The sequence below is a fragment of the Streptomyces otsuchiensis genome, from assembly GCF_004305975.1.
Taxonomy (GTDB): Bacteria; Actinomycetota; Actinomycetes; order Streptomycetales; family Streptomycetaceae; genus Streptomyces; species Streptomyces otsuchiensis.
The window spans coordinates 1-17492 of record NZ_BHZI01000028.1; the positions used below are offsets into that span (position 1 = coordinate 1).

Annotated in this window: 11 protein-coding genes, 1 tRNA gene and 1 pseudogene; 4 read left to right on the top strand and 9 right to left on the bottom strand. The window is 70.9% G+C overall.

What is annotated here, in order from left to right:
- The 4 genes from E0D90_RS27605 to E0D90_RS04765 form a co-directional block, all read left to right on the top strand.
- Positions 1–310 (top strand): hypothetical protein (locus E0D90_RS27605; RefSeq protein ID WP_227869992.1); only part of this gene is annotated, 310 nt, incomplete at its 5' end.
- On the top strand, positions 307–1536 hold the full coding sequence (locus E0D90_RS04755; RefSeq protein ID WP_130796712.1) for a DUF3631 domain-containing protein: 1230 nt from the start codon (positions 307–309) through the stop codon (positions 1534–1536). The genes E0D90_RS27605 and E0D90_RS04755, both read left to right, overlap by 4 nt.
- 157 nt (positions 1537–1693) lie before the next feature.
- Positions 1694–1882, top strand: coding sequence for a helix-turn-helix domain-containing protein (locus E0D90_RS04760; protein WP_227869993.1), 189 nt, complete (start codon positions 1694–1696; stop codon positions 1880–1882).
- Positions 1879–3063: a tyrosine-type recombinase/integrase gene (locus E0D90_RS04765; protein ID WP_130796714.1), complete on the top strand. Its 1185-nt coding sequence runs from the start codon at positions 1879–1881 to the stop codon at positions 3061–3063. The genes E0D90_RS04760 and E0D90_RS04765 overlap by 4 nt, the downstream gene beginning before the upstream one ends.
- Before the next feature lie 46 nt (positions 3064–3109).
- Here the strand turns inward: E0D90_RS04765 and E0D90_RS04770 are convergent.
- From E0D90_RS04770 to dnaA, 9 genes and pseudogenes are all read right to left on the bottom strand, one after another.
- Positions 3110–3186 (bottom strand) — tRNA-Ile (locus tag E0D90_RS04770).
- Positions 3187–3517: 331 nt separating this feature from the next.
- Entirely contained in the window at positions 3518–4171 is a 654-nt protein-coding gene (locus tag E0D90_RS04775; protein WP_103502901.1) for a DUF3566 domain-containing protein, read from the bottom strand.
- A gap of 185 nt (positions 4172–4356) precedes the next feature.
- Positions 4357–7035: a DNA gyrase subunit A gene (gene gyrA / locus E0D90_RS04780; RefSeq protein ID WP_103502900.1), complete on the bottom strand. Its 2679-nt coding sequence runs from the start codon at positions 7033–7035 to the stop codon at positions 4357–4359.
- Positions 7036–7263: 228 nt separating this feature from the next.
- The gene (gene gyrB, locus E0D90_RS04785) at positions 7264–9336 is read right to left on the bottom strand and encodes a DNA topoisomerase (ATP-hydrolyzing) subunit B (protein ID WP_130796715.1); all 2073 of its coding nucleotides are present in this window, start codon (positions 9334–9336) and stop codon (positions 7264–7266) included.
- Positions 9337–9826: 490 nt separating this feature from the next.
- Positions 9827–10444: a DciA family protein gene (locus E0D90_RS04790; protein WP_130796716.1), complete on the bottom strand. Its 618-nt coding sequence runs from the start codon at positions 10442–10444 to the stop codon at positions 9827–9829.
- The gene (gene recF / locus E0D90_RS04795; RefSeq protein WP_130796717.1) at positions 10437–11660 is read right to left on the bottom strand and encodes a DNA replication/repair protein RecF; all 1224 of its coding nucleotides are present in this window, start codon (positions 11658–11660) and stop codon (positions 10437–10439) included. Before recF ends, E0D90_RS04790 begins: the two co-directional genes overlap by 8 nt.
- A 118-nt stretch (positions 11661–11778) precedes the next feature.
- Positions 11779–12681, bottom strand: a pseudogene (gene gnd / locus E0D90_RS04800) (phosphogluconate dehydrogenase (NAD(+)-dependent, decarboxylating)); the annotation flags it as partial.
- A 212-nt stretch (positions 12682–12893) separates the two neighbouring features.
- Complete coding sequence (dnaN, locus tag E0D90_RS04805; RefSeq protein WP_103502647.1) at positions 12894–14024, bottom strand: DNA polymerase III subunit beta; 1131 nt, start codon at positions 14022–14024, stop codon at positions 12894–12896.
- Positions 14025–15239: 1215 nt separating this feature from the next.
- The gene (gene dnaA / locus E0D90_RS04810; protein ID WP_130796718.1) at positions 15240–17168 is read right to left on the bottom strand and encodes a chromosomal replication initiator protein DnaA; all 1929 of its coding nucleotides are present in this window, start codon (positions 17166–17168) and stop codon (positions 15240–15242) included.
- Between the last annotated feature and the right edge of the window lie 324 nt (positions 17169–17492).

Genomic DNA, 17492 nt, shown 5'->3' on the forward strand with positions numbered 1-17492 from the left:
CCTCTCGGGCGCCAACGGCCACCAGGGGCCCGCCCGGTTGGCCCGGCCCCTGGTGGCCGTTGGCGCCCGAGAGGTCGCCGCCCGAAGGGCGCCCGATCAGATCCCTGACCCGCGCCCGACCACCCCGGGTCAGCCCGGCCGCTGGCTCACCATCCGCACCCCGCGCTCCGGCCCTGCCACGGCCGAAGCCTGGTGCGTCTGCGGGTGGCACCTCACCGCACACGGCGCCGACCACGTCCACCAGCTCATCAGCTTGCACACCGACCACCCGGCCACCTGCCCCACCCGTCCCGAGGGGACCACCCCATGACCACCACCGAACCGATCGACGGCGCCGCCCTCCTGCACGAAGTGGAAGCCTTCCACCGCCGGTTCAACGTCTTCCCCTTCGAGGCGGCCTACGTCGCGGTCGCACTCTGGGACGCCCACGCGCACCTGCTGGACTGCTTCGACTCCACCCCGCGCTTGGCGTTCCTCTCCCCGGAACCGGGGTCGGGGAAGTCGCGGGCGCTGGAGATCGTGGAGACCCTCACGCCCTCGCCGATGGTCGCCGTCAACGCCTCCCCGGCCGCGCTCTTCCGCGCCGTCTCCGGGCTGGAAGGGCGGCCCACGATCCTCTTCGACGAGATCGACACCGTCTTCGGACCCAAGACCGCCGGGGACAACGAGGAACTGCGCGGCTTCCTCAACGCCGGCCACCGCCGCTCCGGCGTCACCTACCGGTGCGTCGCCGCCGGGGATACCCAGTCCGTGGTCGCCTTCCCGTCCTACTGCGCCGTCGCCGTCGCCGGACTCGGGGGACTGCCCGACACGATCATGACCCGCGCGGTCGTCGTCAAGATGCGCCGCCGCGCACCCAACGAGCGCGTCTCGCCCTACCGCCAGCGCATCCACGAAGCCGAGGGCAACAAGCTCCGCGACCGCCTGGCCGACTGGGCCCTCTCCGTCGCCGACACCGTCCGGGGAAGCTGGCCGACCATGCCCGACGGCGTCACCGACCGCCCCGCCGACGTCTGGGAACCCCTCCTCGCCGTCGCCGACGCCGCAGGCGGCGACTGGCCCGACCGCGCCCGCCAGGCGTGCGTCGAACTCGTCGCCGCAGCAGGGGAGGACGACAAGACCTCCATCGGCATCCGCCTCCTCACCGACCTCCGCGACCACGTTTTCCAGGGCTCGGACCGCATGCCGACCGCCGTCATCCTCGAAACCCTCAACGCCATGGACGACGCCCCCTGGGGCGACTACCAAGGCCGCCCCCTCACCCCGCGCGGACTGTCGAAGCTGCTGGGCGAATACGTCACCGCCACCAACCAGCCGATCCGCCCCCGAGGCATCCGCACCGCCGGCGGCACCCCCAAGGGCTACTACGCCGACGACCTCGCCGACGCCTGGCTCCGCTACTGCACCCAGCCCCAGGAAGCCGCAACATCCGCCACATCCGCCACACCGCAGGTCAGCACCCCCAAGACCGTGGCGGAACAACTCCCTGTGGCGGATGACACCCGCAACACCCACGACGCCGCAGTTCCGGGCTGACACACCACACCAACCAGGGGTGTGGCGGAACCAATCCGCCACACCCCAGCCATCCGCCACAAACCCACCCCCTCTGACCAGGGATGTTGCGGCGTGGCGGATGTTGCGGATCCCCAGACACGGACGACCACAACTCCACAGAGACCAGGGAGACACCGTGACCACCCCTGAAGCCCTCCTCACCGTGCCCGAGGTCATGTCGGCGCTCCGGCTCAGCCGCAGCAAGGTCTACGACCTGATCCGGTCGAAGCAGCTTCCGAGCTTCACCATCGGCCGCGCGCGGCGCGTGCCGGCCGACGCACTTACCGACTTCATCCGCTCCCGACAGAAGGACTCCGACTGGTGACGACGAAGAAGCGCAAGCCGAACGGCGCTGGGACGATCGGCCAGCGTAAGGACGGCCGCTACCACGGCCGCACCTACGTGACCGACCCGGAGGGCCGTCGCCATCGGGCAGATGTCTACGGGGCCACATACGACGAAGTCGACGCGAAGCTGTCCGAGCTGCGGCAGAAGGAACGCATGGGCGTCCCGACCGTCGCACAGCCGTGGAAGGTCGGCGCGTGGCTCACCTACTGGCTCGCCGAGATCGTCGAGCCGAACACGGAGCACAACACCTACCTGAAGTACGAAGGGAAGGTTCGGCTGTACCTGGTGCCTCACCTCGGCACCAAGTCACTGGTCAAGCTCAGCGTCGCCCAGGTACGGGACGCGCTGGCACGCATGAAGCGCGACGGCGTACCAGCAGCGACCCGAGCCGAGACGTTGCGGGTGCTGCGGAACGCGATCTCCCGTGCACGACGTGAGGAGATCGTTGTCCGGAACGTCGCCGAGCTGGTGGACATGCCGACAGTCGAGAAGCAGGAGCGGCAGCCGTGGACCGCGAAGGAGGGGATCACGTTCTTGAAAGCGACGCGTGAGCATCGGCTGCACGCGGCGTTCGTGCTGCTGCTCGGGCTCGGGCTGCGGCGAAGTGAGGTGCTGGGGCTGCGCTGGCAGGACGTGGACTTCGAGCGGGAGCAGTTCACGCCCACCTACCAGGTGCAGCGAGAGAAGGGCCGTCTCGTGCTGAAGAAGCTCAAGACCGACTCCTCGCAGGCCGCGCTGCCGCTGCCGGCGTTCTGCGCTGACGCCCTCCACCAGCGGAAGGAGGTTCAGCGGGAAGAGCGGGAGAAGTCGGGGGAGCACTGGCACCAGGCGCCGGGCGAGGAGCTGGTGTTCTCCGAGCGGCACGGCGGGCCCATCGAGCCACGGGGGTTCAGTCGGACCTTCGAGACTCTTGTCTCGAAGGCGCCGGTGCGCCGGGTGACCGTGCGGCTCGCCCGGCACACCTGCGGCACGCTGCTGGCCTTCCTGAAGGTGCACCCCAAGGTGGCGCAGGCGATCCTGCGGCATAGTCAGATCCGCATGACGATGGACATCTACACACACGTTGTGGATGACGACCAGCGAGCGGCGGCCGCGCTTCTCGCAGACCTGCTCAGCGGGTCCTCAGCAGCACCGGAGGGCGCCGCTGGCGTCAGTTGATGGCGTCAAAACACCCCTGACCGATACCGGTCAGGGGTGTTTGCGCTGGTGGGGCTAACAGGACTTGAACCTGTGACCTCATCCTTATCAGGGATGCGCTCTAACCATCTGAGCTATAGCCCCGCGCTGCTCGGAAAGATTAGCGCATGTGCGGCCCGGCGCCCAAATCGGTTCGGCGGCCCCGGCACCGGCCCCCGGGCGCCACGCCCCCACCGGGTCGGAGGCGGCCCCTGGATGACCGCCGAAGACCCGTGAAACACCCCGGGACGCCCCGGAAGCGCCCGTCGTACCGTCCTCACCACGGCGAACGGCCCGGCCCCCTGGCAGGGGGCCGGGCCGTCTTCCCGTCGCCGGGCCTGTCCGCTCCGCTCCGCCGGTGAGAGCGGCGGCCGCACCGCCGCCGCTGTCACCGGCGGACACGGTCACCGCCGGAAGCTGTCACCGCCGGACGCCGTCACTCGTCCTCGGCGAGCGTCAGCTCGACACCGCCGACGAAGCCGGCGGACAGGTTGTACATGAACGCCGCCAGCGTGGCCAGCGCCGTGGCCAGCACCACGTCGATCGCCGCGATGATCGCGGTGAACGTCAGGACGCGGGGTAGCGACAGGAACCCCTGGAGGTCGAACCCTCCCTCGTTCTCCGTCCCGGTCGCCTCGCTGATGGTGTCGCCGATGCTGGAGAAGACGCCCATGGCGTCCATCACCATCCACAACACCGACACCGCGACGATGGTGCAGATCCCGAGCGCGATGGAGAGCAGGAAGCTGACCTTCATCACCGACCACGGGTCGGCCCGGCCGACCTTCAGCCGCGCCTTCCGCACGCGGGGCACCGTCCGGGCCCCGGTGCGCGGACGGCGCTCCGTCTGCGGCGCGGTGGCCTGCGTGCCCCGCGTCTGCTGCGCCGGCGTCGAGATCCGCGCCCCGGACTGCGGCCGCAGCTGCGCGGTCTCGTCCGGCCGGGGGCCACCGCTGGTCCCGCCGTGCTCGGAGCCGCCGCCGGGCGGGGCTCCGGGCGGCGCCGGGTAGGCCTGTGGCGGCCGGTACTGCTGGTCCTGCTGGGGGTGTCCCTGGCCGCCTTGGGAATAGGAGTCCGTGGGCCTGGTCATCGTGGTCCCCCCACGAGTCGTCGCTGACCGGGAGCTGTCGCGCCCGGGGTCGGCGCCGGATGCGCCGTCCGTGATGGTGGTCGGTTCTGCTTTCGGGGAACTGTCGTCCCCCGCACCGCGGCCGGGGGTGCCAGGGGCTCCACTCACGGCTTACTCCTTGGTACGCGTGCCAGTCGGAACGAGCGTCACTGGCCGTCGCCGGCGTCGGTTGCCGGGTCGGTCGCGGTGTCACCGGCGTCGCCGGAAACGGCGGAATCCGGTGCCTCGGCGACAGGGGCCTGATCGTCCCCGCCGTCCTCGGCCTCGACTTCCTCGGCCTCCCGGCCTGCCTCGGCGTTGCGGGCGACACCGACCACGGCGTCACGCTTGCCGAGGTTGATCAGCGATACGCCCATGGTGTCACGGCCGGTCTCCCGTACCCCGTTGACCCGCGTGCGAATCACTCCACCGCTGAGTGTGATGGCCAGGATCTCATCCGTGGCCTCCACCACCAGCGCACCGACCAGTGAACCGCGGTCCTCGACGATCTTCGCTGCCTTGATCCCGAGGCCACCGCGGCCCTGCACACGGTACTCGTCCACGCCGGTCCGCTTCGCATAACCGCCGTCGGTGGCCGTGAAGACGAACGTTCCCGGCCGCACGACGTTCATCGACAGCAGCTCGTCGTCCTCGCGGAAGCTCATCCCCTTCACGCCGGAGGTGGCGCGGCCCATCGGGCGCAGCGCGTCGTCGGTGGCGGTGAAGCGGATCGACTGCGCCTTGCGGCTGATCAGCAGCAGGTCGTCACTGCTGGAGACCAGTTCGGCGCCGATCAGCTCGTCGTCGCGGCCGTCGTCCATCTGCCGCAGGTTGATGGCGATGACGCCGCCCGAGCGCGGGGAGTCGTAGTCCTTCAGCGGCGTCTTCTTCACCAGGCCGGACTTGGTGGCCAGCACCAGGTACGGGACCGCCTCGTAGTCGCGGATGGCGAGGATCTCGGCGATCTTCTCGTCCGGCTGGAACGCCAGCAGGTTGGCGACGTGCTGGCCGCGCGCCTCGCGGCCGGCGTCGGGCAGTTCGTACGCCTTGGCCCGGTAGACGCGGCCCTTGTTGGTGAAGAACAGCAGCCAGTGGTGGGTGGTGGAGACGAAGAAGTGGTCGACGATGTCGTCCTCGCGCAGCTTGGTGCCGCGCACGCCCTTGCCGCCGCGCTTCTGCGCCCGGTAGTCGTCGGCCTTGGTCCGCTTGACGTAGCCGCCGCGGGTGATGGTGACGACGATGTCCTCTTCGGCGATGAGGTCCTCGATGGACATGTCGCCCTCGAACGGCACCAGCTTGGAGCGGCGGTCGTCGCCGTACTTGTCGACGATCGCGGCCAGTTCCTGGCTGATGATCTGCCGCTGGAGCTCGGGGGAGGCGAGGATGGCGTTGTACTCGTTGATCTTCGCCTGGAGTTCGTCGTGCTCTGCGGTGATCTTCTGGTGCTCCAGCGCGGCGAGGCGGCGCAGCTGCATCTCCAGGATCGCGTTGGCCTGGATCTCGTCGATCGCCAGCAGCTCGCGCAGTCCGGTGCGTGCCTCGTCGACGGTCTGGCTGCGGCGGATCAGCGCGATGACCTCGTCGATCGAGTCCAGTGCCTTGAGCAGACCGCGCAGGATGTGGGCGCGCTCCTCGGCCTTCCGCAGCCGGAAGCGGGTGCGGCGGACGACGACGTCGATCTGGTGGGAGACCCAGTTGCGGATGAACGCGTCCAGGGAGAGCGTGCGCGGCACGCCGTCGACCAGCGCCAGCATGTTGGCGCCGAAGTTGGTCTGGAGGTCGGTGTGCTTGTACAGGTTGTTGAGCACGACCTTGGCGACCGCGTCCCGCTTGAGGACGATGACCAGGCGCTGGCCGGTCCGCGAGGAGGTCTCGTCGCGGACGTCGGCGATGCCGCCGACCCGGCCGTCCTTCACCAGGTCGGCGATCTTCAGCGCGAGGTTGTCGGGGTTGACCTGGTAGGGGAGTTCGGTGACGACCAGGCACTGACGGCCCTGGATCTCCTCGACCTCGACGACCGCCCGCATCGGGATGGAGCCGCGGCCGGTCCGGTAGGCCTCCTCGATGCCCTTGCGGCCCACGACCAGGGCGCCGCTGGGGAAGTCGGGGCCCTTGATCCGGGCGATGAGGGCTTCGAGCAGCTCGTCGGAGCCGGCGTCGGGGTTCTCCAGGCACCACTGGGCGCCGGCGGCGACCTCGCGGAGGTTGTGCGGCGGGATGTTGGTGGCCATGCCGACCGCGATACCGGCGGAGCCGTTGATCAGCAGGTTGGGGAAGCGCGCGGGCAGGACCCGGGGCTCCTGGTTCCGGCCGTCGTAGTTGTCCTGGAAGTCGACGGTCTCCTCGTCGATGTCCCGGAGCATCTCCATGGCGAGCGGCGCCATCTTGCACTCGGTGTACCGCATGGCGGCGGCCGGGTCGTTGCCCGGGGAGCCGAAGTTGCCGTTGGAGTCGACGAGCGGCATCCGCATCGACCAGGGCTGGGCCAGCCGCACCAGGGCGTCGTAGATGGAGGTGTCGCCGTGCGGGTGGTAGGTGCCCATCACGTCGCCGACGACGCGGGCGCACTTGTAGAAGCCGCGCTCGGGCCGGTAGCCGCCGTCGTACATGGCGTACAGCACGCGGCGGTGCACGGGCTTCAGGCCGTCCCGTACGTCGGGCAGCGCGCGGGAGACGATCACGCTCATCGCGTAGTCGAGGTAGGAGCGCTGCATCTCCGTCTCGAGCGTCACCGGCTCGACACGGTCACCGGACTCCGGCGCGAGCAGGGCTGCGGGAACCTCGGCGTCACCGGCGGGCACGGGTGTGGTGTCGCCGTCCGGGGTGGGGTTGTTGTCCTCGGCCATGGTTTAGCGTCCGATCCGTTCGAGCTGCGAGGCGTTACGACTTCTGGTGCGGCTGTGAGGCTGTGCGACTGTCCGGCTGGGTGCGGTGCGCGGCGTGCTCCCGGGCGGCCGGTGGTGGGCCGGCCGGGGCTCCGGTGAGGCGCCGGGTGGGGCGCCGTCCCCGCGTGCCGCGGGGTGGCCCGCCGGCGGCGCGCGGCGGCCCCCGGGCGCCTGCCCGGGGGCCCGACCTCAGATGTCCAGGAAGCGGACGTCCTTGGCGTTGCGCTGGATGAACGTGCGGCGGGCTTCGACGTCCTCGCCCATGAGGACGGAGAACAGGTCGTCCGCCGCGGCGGCGTCGTCCAGGGTGACCTGGCGCAGCAGCCGGTGGGCGGAGTCCATGGTGGTGACCCGCAGCTCCTCGGCGTTCATCTCGCCCAGACCCTTGAACCGCTGGATCGAGTCGTCGCGGATGCGCTTGCCCTGGCCGCGGCCGAGTTCGATCAGGCTGTCCCGCTCGCGGTCGGAGTAGGCGTACTCGAACTCGTCCCGGCCCCACTTGATCTTGTAGAGCGGCGGCTGCGACAGGTAGACGTGACCGGCCTCGACCAGCGGGCGCATGAAGCGGAAGAGCAGCGTCAGCAGCAGGGTGTTGATGTGCTGACCGTCGACGTCGGCGTCCGCCATCAGAATGATCTTGTGATAGCGGAGCTTCGCGATGTCGAAGTCCTCGTGGATGCCCGTGCCGAACGCCGAGATCAGCGCCTGCACCTCGGCGTTCTGGAGGACCTTGTCGATCCGGGCCTTCTCCACGTTCAGGATCTTGCCGCGGATCGGCAGGATGGCCTGGAACTGCGGGTCACGGCCGGACTTGGCACTGCCGCCCGCGGAGTCGCCCTCCACGATGAAGATCTCGCACTTGGCCGGGTCGTTGGACTGGCAGTCGCTCAGCTTGCCCGGGAGCGATGCCGTCTCCAGCAGGCCCTTCCGGCGGGTGAGGTCCCGCGCCTTGCGCGCCGCGACCCGCGCGGTGGCGGCCTGGATGCCCTTGCGGATGATGTCGGCGGCCTCGACCGGGTTGCGGTCCAGCCAGTCCGTGAGGTGCTCGTGGACGATCTTCTGGACGAACGTCTTCGCTTCGGTGTTGCCCAGCTTCGTCTTGGTCTGGCCCTCGAACTGGGGCTCGCCGAGCTTGACGGAGATGATCGCGGTCAGACCCTCGCGGATGTCCTCGCCCGCGAGGTTGTCGTCCTTCTCCCGCAGCAGCTTCTTGTCCCGCGCGTAGCGGTTGACCAGGCCGGTCAGCGCCGCGCGGAACCCCTCCTCGTGGGTGCCGCCCTCGTGGGTGTGGATGGTGTTGGCGAAGCTGTAGACGCCCTCGGTGTACTGGGTGTTCCACTGCATCGCGATCTCCACCGAGAGCATCCGCTCCTTGTCCTCGGCGCCGATGTCGATCACCGTGGGGTGGACCATCTCTCCCTTGCGGGAGTTGAGGTGGCGCACGAAGTCGGAGATGCCGCCCTCGTAGTGGTAGCTGACGTGCCGCGCGACGTCGTCGTCCTCGGTGCCGGCGGTGTCCGCGCCGACCGTCTGCTTCGCCGACTCCCGCTCGTCCGTCAGCGAGATGGTCAGCCCCTTGTTCAGGAACGCCATCTCCTGGAAGCGCCGCGAGAGCGTCTCGAAGGAGTAGTCGGTGGTCTCGAAAATGTCGCCGTCGGCCCAGAAGGTGACGGTGGTGCCCGAGGTGTCGGTCGCCTCGTTCTTCGCCAGCGGCGCGGTGGGCACGCCCAGCTCGTAGTCCTGGGTCCAGCGGAAGCCGTCCCGCCGGACCTCGACCGCGACCCGCTTGGAGAGCGCGTTGACCACGGAGACACCGACGCCGTGCAGACCGCCGGAGACCGCGTAGCCGCCGCCACCGAACTTGCCGCCCGCGTGCAGCACGGTCAGCACCACCTCGACGGCGGGCTTGCCCTCGGAGGGCACGATGTCGACCGGGATACCCCGGCCGTTGTCCACCACGCGCACTCCGCCGTCGGCGAGCAGCGTCACGTCGATGGTGTCCGCGTGACCGGCGAGCGCCTCGTCCACGGAGTTGTCCACCACCTCGGCGACGAGGTGGTGCAGGCCCCGCTCACCGGTGGAGCCGATGTACATTCCGGGCCGCTTGCGGACCGCGTCCAGACCCTCCAGGACCGTGATGGCGCTGGCGTCGTAGGACGCCTCCACCGCCTGGTCGGACACGCCCTCGGAGAGGGAGGTCACGGGGTCGTTCTCGTTGGGGCTGCCGGAATCGGCCACGAAGCGCCCTTTCTGGCACAGCACAGCACAGCTCCGGGCATTCCGGAGACGCCGTGTCACTCGACATGGTCCGCAAGAGGCGGTCCGCTCAGTCTACCGCCACCGCCGACAGTGATGGGGGTTTGCCGGGCCCTGACGGCACACCTGATGCCCTGAACCGGGCTCTACCAACTCCCCATATGGACACCCACCCCAGGAATCGCTCACAGAGCCGCACAGCGGTGAGCCGGTCCGCGACCACCAAACCGCCTCACTCCCTGACGAACCGGCCCATCCCGAGCCTCCGGCGACAGGCCGCCGGGACCGCGCGGGCCCCGGCACGAGTCAGCCGCGGGGGCCGGCGGGCGGCATCCGGAAGGGACGTGACACCGGTCACATCCCGCGGTGGGCGGGCACTCGGGCGTGTGCGGCACAGTGCGGCGCCGCCGGCGGCGCCCGGGAGGCCGTCCGGGAGTCGTCCGGGAGTCGTCCGCAGGGCCGCCCGGCACGCCCGGCCCGCGGTGGCGGCAGCCGCTCAACCGTAGGTGTCGCCCGGACCGCGGCTGCCCGGCGCACGCCACTGACCGGGCTTCTTCGGCGGACCACCGGGCCCGCGCACCTTGATCAGCTTCACCGCCGACGGCCCCAGCTCCGCGTTCAGCCGCGCCAGCAACTGCGGCGCCAGCAACCGCAGCTGGGTCGCCCACGCCGTGGAGTCGCAGCGAACCGTCAGCACCCGCTCACGCTCGTCGTAGCCCTCCGGCACACAGTGCAGCGCCACATCCGGGCCGACCACCTCCGGCCAGCGGCCCGACACCCCGCCCACCGCGATCGGCATCTCCCAGCCGCGCTCCGACTTCAGCCGCTCGAACGCCGCTCCCAGCGGCAGCGGGTCCCGGCCACCGGGCCGTGCGCCGGAGCGCAGCCCCGGCGTCCTCGCCCGCCGCGGCTGTACGGCGCCGCGTTCCCGTGCCCGCTGCCGCGCGGCGCGCAGCGCCACCCGCGCCAGGTCCACCCCGGTGGGAGGCGGCTCGGTCCCGGGCGTCCCGGCAGCGTCACCGCCGGACGCGTCACCGCCGGACGCGGACCCGGCACGGGAGCCCGGGTCCGGCCGCCCGGCGGACGGACCGCGCCGGGCACCGTCGTCAGCCACCGCTGACCTGCCCGTCGGCCACCCGGAACCGGCGCCCGGACAGCACCGACGGAACGTCCTCCTCCACGGCCGCCGTCACCAGCACCTGCTCGCCCGGCGCGACCAGCTCCGCCAGCCGCTCCCGGCGGCGGGCGTCCAGCTCGGCGAAGACATCGTCCAGCACCAGCACCGGCTCCGGGCCGTCCTCGGAGAGCAGCGAGTAGGCGGCGAGGCGCAGCGCCAGCGCCAGCGACCACGACTCGCCGTGGCTCGCGTACCCCTTGGCGGGCAGCCGGCCGAGCCGCAGCAGCAGCTCGTCACGGTGCGGCCCGACCAGCGTCACGCCGCGCTCGATCTCCCGTTTCCGCGCCTCGCCCAGCGCGGCCAGCAGCCGCTCGTACAGCGCCGCCGGGCCGAGATCGGGCCCCCCACCGACTGCCGGGCCGACCGCCCCGGCCGCGGCGTCCACGTCACCCTGACCGTCGTCGGCGCCCGCGTCCTCGCCGGACGCGGGCGCGGCGGTCGAGCGGTACTCCAGCCCCACCGGGCCGCCACCGGGGGCCAGTTGCTCGTACGCCTTGTCGGCCAGCGGCTCCACCTCGGCGACCAGCGCCAGCCGCTGCGCCAGCAACTCCGCACCGACGCGCGCCAGATGCTGGTCCCAGACATCGAGCGTGGAGAGGTCGGGCCCTTGCGAGCCGGAGGACCGGCCGCCGTGCCGACGGGCCATCGCCGCCGACTTCAGCAGGGTGTTCCGCTGCTTGAGGACGCGGTCGTAGTCCGCCCGCACCCCCGCCAGCCGCGGCGCACGGGCCGTGATCAGCTCGTCGAGGAACCGGCGCCGCTCCCCCGGATCGCCCTTCACCAGGCTGAGGTCCTCGGGCGCGAACAGCACCGTACGCACGATGCCCAGCGCGTCACGGGGGCGCACCTGCGCGGAACGGTTGATCCGCGCCCGGTTGGCCCGGCCCGGATTCAGCTCCAGTTCGACCAGCTGCCGCCGGTCCCCCTCGACCACGGCCGCGCGCACCACGGCGCGCTCCGCGCCGGACCGGACCAGGGGCGCGTCCGAGGCGACCCGATGGCTGCCCAGGGTGGCGAGATAGCCGATCGCCTCGACGAGGTTGGTCTTGCCCTGGCCGTTCGGCCCGACGAAGACCGTCACCCCGGGGCCGAGTTCGATCTCGGCACGCTCGTAGGAGCGGAAGTCGGCGAGCGAGAGATGGGTGACATGCATGGACGACGTCGGCCTTCCCGCTGACTTCTGCTGCTGCCCGAGGACCTGGCGGCCCCACCGCCCGGGAGGGCCGCACCGACGGCGCGGCCCTCCCGGGGACCCGGCGGGACCGGGCGGCTCACTCCTTGCTGGACTCGACCGCGTGACCGCCGAACTGGTTGCGCAGCGCCGCGATCATCTTCATCTGCGGCGAGTCGTCCTGCCGCGAGCCGAAGCGGGCGAACAGCGACGCGGTGATCGCCGGCAGCGGCACGGCGTGGTCGATCGCCGCCTCCACCGTCCAGCGGCCCTCGCCGGAGTCCTGCGCGAACCCGCGCAGCTTCTCCAGGTGCTCGTCGTCCTCCAGCGCGCGGACCGAGAGGTCCAGCAGCCAGGAACGGATGACGGTGCCCTCCTGCCAGGACCGGAACACCTCGCGGACGTCGGTCACCGAGTCGACCGCCTCCAGCAGCTCCCAGCCCTCGGCGAACGCCTGCATCATGGCGTACTCGATGCCGTTGTGGACCATCTTGGCGAAGTGACCGGCGCCGACCTTGCCGGCGTGCACCGAACCGAACTCGCCGGGCGGCTTCAGCGCGTCGAAGACGGGCTGCACCCGCGCCACGTGCTCGGCGTCGCCGCCGTACATCAGGGCGTAGCCGTTCTCCAGGCCCCAGACGCCACCGGAGACGCCGCAGTCGACGAACCCGATGCCGCGCTCGGCGAGCTGGGCGGCGTGCGCCTCGTCGTCGGTCCAGCGCGAGTTGCCGCCGTCGACCACCACGTCACCGGGCGAGAGCAGCGTGCCCAGCTCGTCGACGGTGGCCTGGGTGGCGTCGCCGGCCGGGACCATGACCCACACCACGCGCGGCGCGGGCAGCGCCTCCACCAGTTCTTCCAGGCTGTGGACGTCGGCGAGGTCGGCGTTGCGGTCGTACCCGACGACGGTGTGGCCCGCCCGGCGGATGCGCTCGCGCATGTTGCCGCCCATCTTGCCGAGGCCGATGAGACCGAGCTCCATCGAAAGGACCTTTCTGGTGGTCGTGCCGCTGCCGGGGCAGCGTTCCGTCCGACAGAGCCTACGCGGCGGCGGGGTACCGGCCTGCGGGCCGGTCGTCCGGGCCGGGCGTGGACGTCGACCGGATGTGCGGGTGCCTGTGCAGGGTGGTGGGGCGGCGGGGCTCCGCACCGACGGGAACGGCCCGCCGTGCGGCGGTGTGCCGCGCGGCGGGCCGGGCCGATCGCTCGCCGGGGTCAGCCGCTGAGCCGCACCGGCATGATCAGGTACTTGTACGCGTCATCCGCTTCGGCGTCCACGGCCGGGCGGCCGCTGAGCAGCGCCGGCTTGGTCGAGGTGGTGAACGACAGCTGAGCCACCGGGGAGTCGATCGCGCTCAGCCCCTCCAGCAGGAAGCCCGGGTTGAAGGCGATGGAGACGTCGTCGCCCTCCAGGCGGGCGTCGAGCCGCTCCACAGCCTGTGCGTCGTCGCTGGAGCCGGCCTCCAGGGTCAGCACGCCCTGCTCGAAGCTCAGCCGGACCGGGGTGTTGCGCTCGGCGACCAGCGCGACGCGCTTGACGGCCTCGACGAACGGCGGAGTCTCGATCACGGCGACCGAGTTGAACTCGGTCGGGAAGAGCGTCCGGTACTTCGGGAGGTCCCCCTCCAGGAGCCGGGTGGTGGTGCGACGGCCCGAGCCCTCGAAACCGATCAGGCCCTCGCCCGCACCGGAGCCGGCCAGCGCCAGGGAGACGGTGTCCCCGCTGGACAGCGACTTGGCGGTGTCCAGCAGCGTCTTGGCCGGGACCAGGGCGACAGCGGAGGTGTCGGCGGTCTCCGGCTTCCACAGGAACTCGCGGACGGCGAAGCGGTAGCGGTCGGTGGAGGCGAGGGTGACCGTGTCGCCCTCGATCTCGATCCGCACGCCCGTCAGCACGGGGAGGGTGTCGTCACGCCCGGCGGCGATCGCGACCTGGCTCACCGCGGAGGCGAAGACCTCGGCGGAGATGGTGCCGGCGGTCGTCGGCATCTCCGGCAGCGCCGGGTACTCCTCGACCGGAAGCGTGTGCAGCGTGAAGCGCGACGATCCACAGACCAGGCTCACCCGTACACCGTCTGTGGACAGCTCCACCGGGCGGTTGGGGAGGGCGCGGCAGATGTCGGCGAGCAGCCGGCCCGAGACCAGGACGGTGCCCTCCTCCTCGGTCTCGGCCTCGACCGAGACGCGGGCGGAGACCTCGTAGTCGAAGCCGGAGAGGCTCAGTGAGCCGTCCTCGGCCTTCAGCAGCAGCCCGGCGAGGACCGGGACCGGCGGGCGCGCCGGCAGGCTGCGCGCGGCCCAGGCCACCGCCTCGGCGAGCACGTCGCGTTCTACCCGGATCTTCACTTCAGCCGCCTCCTGCTGCTGTCGCTGGCCGCTCGTCTCTCCTGGGCGGCGGTCCTACTGCTGGCTCCTGCTGCTGGCTCCTTCGCAGGGCACCAGTCTGACGCACAGCACCGACAGTAGGCGCTCGGAGGAGTCAAGTCGCTGCGTGGGGGGTAGACCCGAGCCGGGCGCGGTTATGCACAGCACCCACTTCAAAACGATTCTGGCGCTCTCTATCCGTAGTGGTAGTAGTAGGGCCTGTGGAAACCGTGGATAACTCCGTTTTCCCAGGTCAGCACCGTTTTTTTATCCACCGGGCCTGTGTACGCGGCCGTGGATAAACCAGCCGCGTCTGTGGACGCCCGACGGCTGTGCACAGGCCGTCCCCAGGAAGCCCCGGTTTCTCCCCAGCTCTGTCCCCAGTTTCTGCGGCGTTCTCAACAGGCCCGTGGCAAGAGCCGTGTGAGCTGTTTCACTCCTTCCGGTGAGCGAGTGCGCTAGGTTGCCGAACAGTGGACAACCCTGTGGACAGGATGTGCACAACCGGCCCTCGCCTGTGGGCAGTCGGCGGGTCGCGGTGGACAACGATCGACGGCCCTCCTCGGTACCCAGGCGTTGTCCACAGTCTGTGGATTGTCTCGGTCCACACATCCACAGGGGTCTGACCTGGGTAGACGCCGACAGGGCCGCTGAGCTGTGGACGAGGTTCGGGACAACTCTGCGCGCGCACAGGGTGTGGAGGGAAAAAAGTCGGTGAATCTGTGGACGACACCCGTAACCCGGCAGTTAATCGAACAGGACGACGGCGCAGTTCGCCGGCGCTCGAACGGGCCCTCCCCGCCGGTGATCGGGCCTGGGAGCGGTTCCACCACTCCGGGGACGGCACACGCGACCGCTCGTGGGGTGCTCGCGGGTGGTGAAGAGCGCGCTGTGGGAGCGTCGTGGAGCGCTGCGAGGGCGTCTCGGACGCGTGGCGGGCCGTCCCGGGGCGTGCCGGACGGGAGAGCCCCCGGGCCGCCCGCGGGCAGGCTGAACCGCCGCTCGGCCGGTGGTCGGCGGGCAGGCGGGACGGAGCGTGGGTGAAGTGGTGAGTGAGCTGTCAGGAGTGGGCGCGGACGGGCGCCTCGGGACGGCTGGGACGCATGGCACGCGTGGCACGGGTGGGAGGCCTGGCAGGTCTGGGAGACGTACCGGGCCCGGGATCCGCCGCCCCGGGAGGCGGTCCGGAACCCCTGCTCAGCCGTTCTTGATGCGGTTGGTCAGCTCGGTGACCTGGTTGTAGATCGAGCGCCGCTCGGCCATCAGCGCGCGGATCTTCCGGTCCGCGTGCATCACCGTGGTGTGGTCACGACCACCGAAGTGCTGGCCGATCTTGGGCAGCGACAGGTCGGTGAGTTCACGGCAGAGGTACATCGCGATCTGCCGGGCGGTGACCAGGATGCGGCTGCGCGAGGAGCCGCCCAGGTCGTCGACGGTCAGCCCGAAGTAGTCGGCGGTGGCCGCCGTGATGGCGTCGGCGGTGATCTCCGGGGTGGCGTGTTCGCCGCCGGGGATCAGGTCCTTCAGCACGATCTCGGTCAGCCCGAGGTCCACCGGCTGCCGGTTGAGACTGGCGAAGGCGGTGACGCGGATCAGCGCGCCCTCCAGCTCACGGATGTTGCGGGAGATGCGGGAGGCGATGAACTCCAGCACCTCCGGCGGTGCGTTCAGCTGCTCCTGGACGGCCTTCTTGCGCAGGATCGCGATCCGGGTCTCCAGCTCCGGCGGCTGGACGTCGGTGATCAGACCCCACTCGAAGCGGTTCCGCAGCCGGTCCTCCAGGGTCACCAGCTGCTTCGGCGGCCGGTCGGAGGAGAGCACGATCTGCTTGTTGGCGTTGTGGAGCGTGTTGAAGGTGTGGAAGAACTCCTCCTGCGTGGACTCCTTGCTCGCCAGGAACTGCACGTCGTCGACGAGCAGGATGTCCATGTCGCGGTACCGCTTGCGGAAGGCGTCGGCCTTGCCGTCCCGGATGGAGTTGATGAACTCGTTGGTGAACTCCTCTGACGAGACGTACCGCACCCGGGTACCCGGGTACAGACTGCGCGCGTAGTGGCCGATCGCGTGCAGCAGGTGTGTCTTCCCGAGACCGGACTCGCCGTAGATGAAGAGCGGGTTGTACGCCTTCGCGGGTGCCTCGGCGACGGCGACGGCCGCGGCGTGGGCGAAGCGGTTGGAGGCGCCGATCACGAAGGTGTCGAAGAGGTACTTCGGGTTCAGCCGGGCGGTCGGCTCGGCCGGGCCGACGCCGCTGGAGGGAGCCGGGGCGCCGTGCAACGCGGGCGGTCCGCCGCCGGAGGGGCCGCCCGGGCGCTGGCCGTAGCGTTCGTAGCGCGGGCCGGGCACCGACGGCGTCTCGTAGCGGGGCTCGTACGCCCCCTGGTTCTGTTCGTAGCCGCCCTGCTCGTATCCGCCCTGGTCGTAGCCCGGCTTGTCGTACCCGGGCTTGTCGTAGCCCTGCCGCTCGTAGGGCTTCTGCTCGTAGCCGGACTTCTCGTAGCCCTGGTAGGGCTCGTACCCCTCGCGGACGTAGTCCTCGCGGCCGTACGGCTCCCGCTGGGAGGGCAGCGGATAACCGTCCTGCTGCGGCCAGGTCCGCGGCGCGTGCGGGTGGTCGGGGTAGGCGGGGCGGGCCACCGGGCGTTCGCGGCCGCCGTACTCCGGGCCGCCGCCGGGACCGTTCGGCCCGTCTCCGCGGTCCTCACCCCCGCCGCGCCGGTCCTGGACGCCGTGCCGTTCGGGGGAGCTGTGTCGTTCGGGAGCGTTGTGCCGTTCCTGCGCGCCGTGGCGGCCGGCCTCCGCCTCGGGCGGCGGGGCGGGCTTGGCGCTGCTGACCCGGGCCGGCGCGGCCTCGGGCGGCGGGGCGGTCACGGTGATCGCCAGCCGGATCGGCTGCCCGCACTCGCGGCTGAGGGCGTCACTGATCAGCGGGGCGAGCCGTCCCTCCAGGACGCTCTTCGCGTACTCGTTGGGAACGCCGAGCAGCGCGGTGCCCGACACCAGGGCCAACGGCTGGCAGTCCTGGAGCCATCGGTGATCCTTGGCCTCCAGCGCCTGCCCTTCGGCGAGCATGGTGGTGAGCGCGCGAGGCCACACCGCGGCAAGGTCGGCAGGCAGGTCAGCCACGGGGCACGCTCTCTCAACTCGCTGTTCACGGTCGCGCCGGCGGGTGCGGGAGTTCAAGGGGCGCCGGGGCTGAGGAAATCTGGTCCGAGTCACGCCACGGTAGTCAGCGCGGCGTACGCGTATCAAGTCATTGTCCACAGGGTGTGTACAACCGGACGCCATGCCACGCCTGAGGCGCTGTGGCCGTGACGGCCCGGTTTGACCGCGAGGGCGGCCCGCGCGTACCGTTGCACGGTCGAGTTGTCGACGGCTGGCGCCGCCTGCCTCCGATGGGCAGACTCCCAGTGAGCCGGAGCCCTTCGTGGCTGTGCAAACGCCACTCAT

What these genes read in the sequence shown, in the direction of transcription:
- E0D90_RS04755 (WP_130796712.1), top strand. Translation starts at nt 307, where the DNA reads ATGACCACCACCGAACCGATCGACGGCGCCGCCCTCCTGCACGAAGTG.
- E0D90_RS04775 (WP_103502901.1), bottom strand. Translation starts at nt 4,171, where the DNA reads ATGACCAGGCCCACGGACTCCTATTCCCAAGGCGGCCAGGGACACCCC.
- gyrA (WP_103502900.1), bottom strand. Translation starts at nt 7,035, where the DNA reads ATGGCCGAGGACAACAACCCCACCCCGGACGGCGACACCACACCCGTG.
- recF (WP_130796717.1), bottom strand. Translation starts at nt 11,660, where the DNA reads ATGCATGTCACCCATCTCTCGCTCGCCGACTTCCGCTCCTACGAGCGT.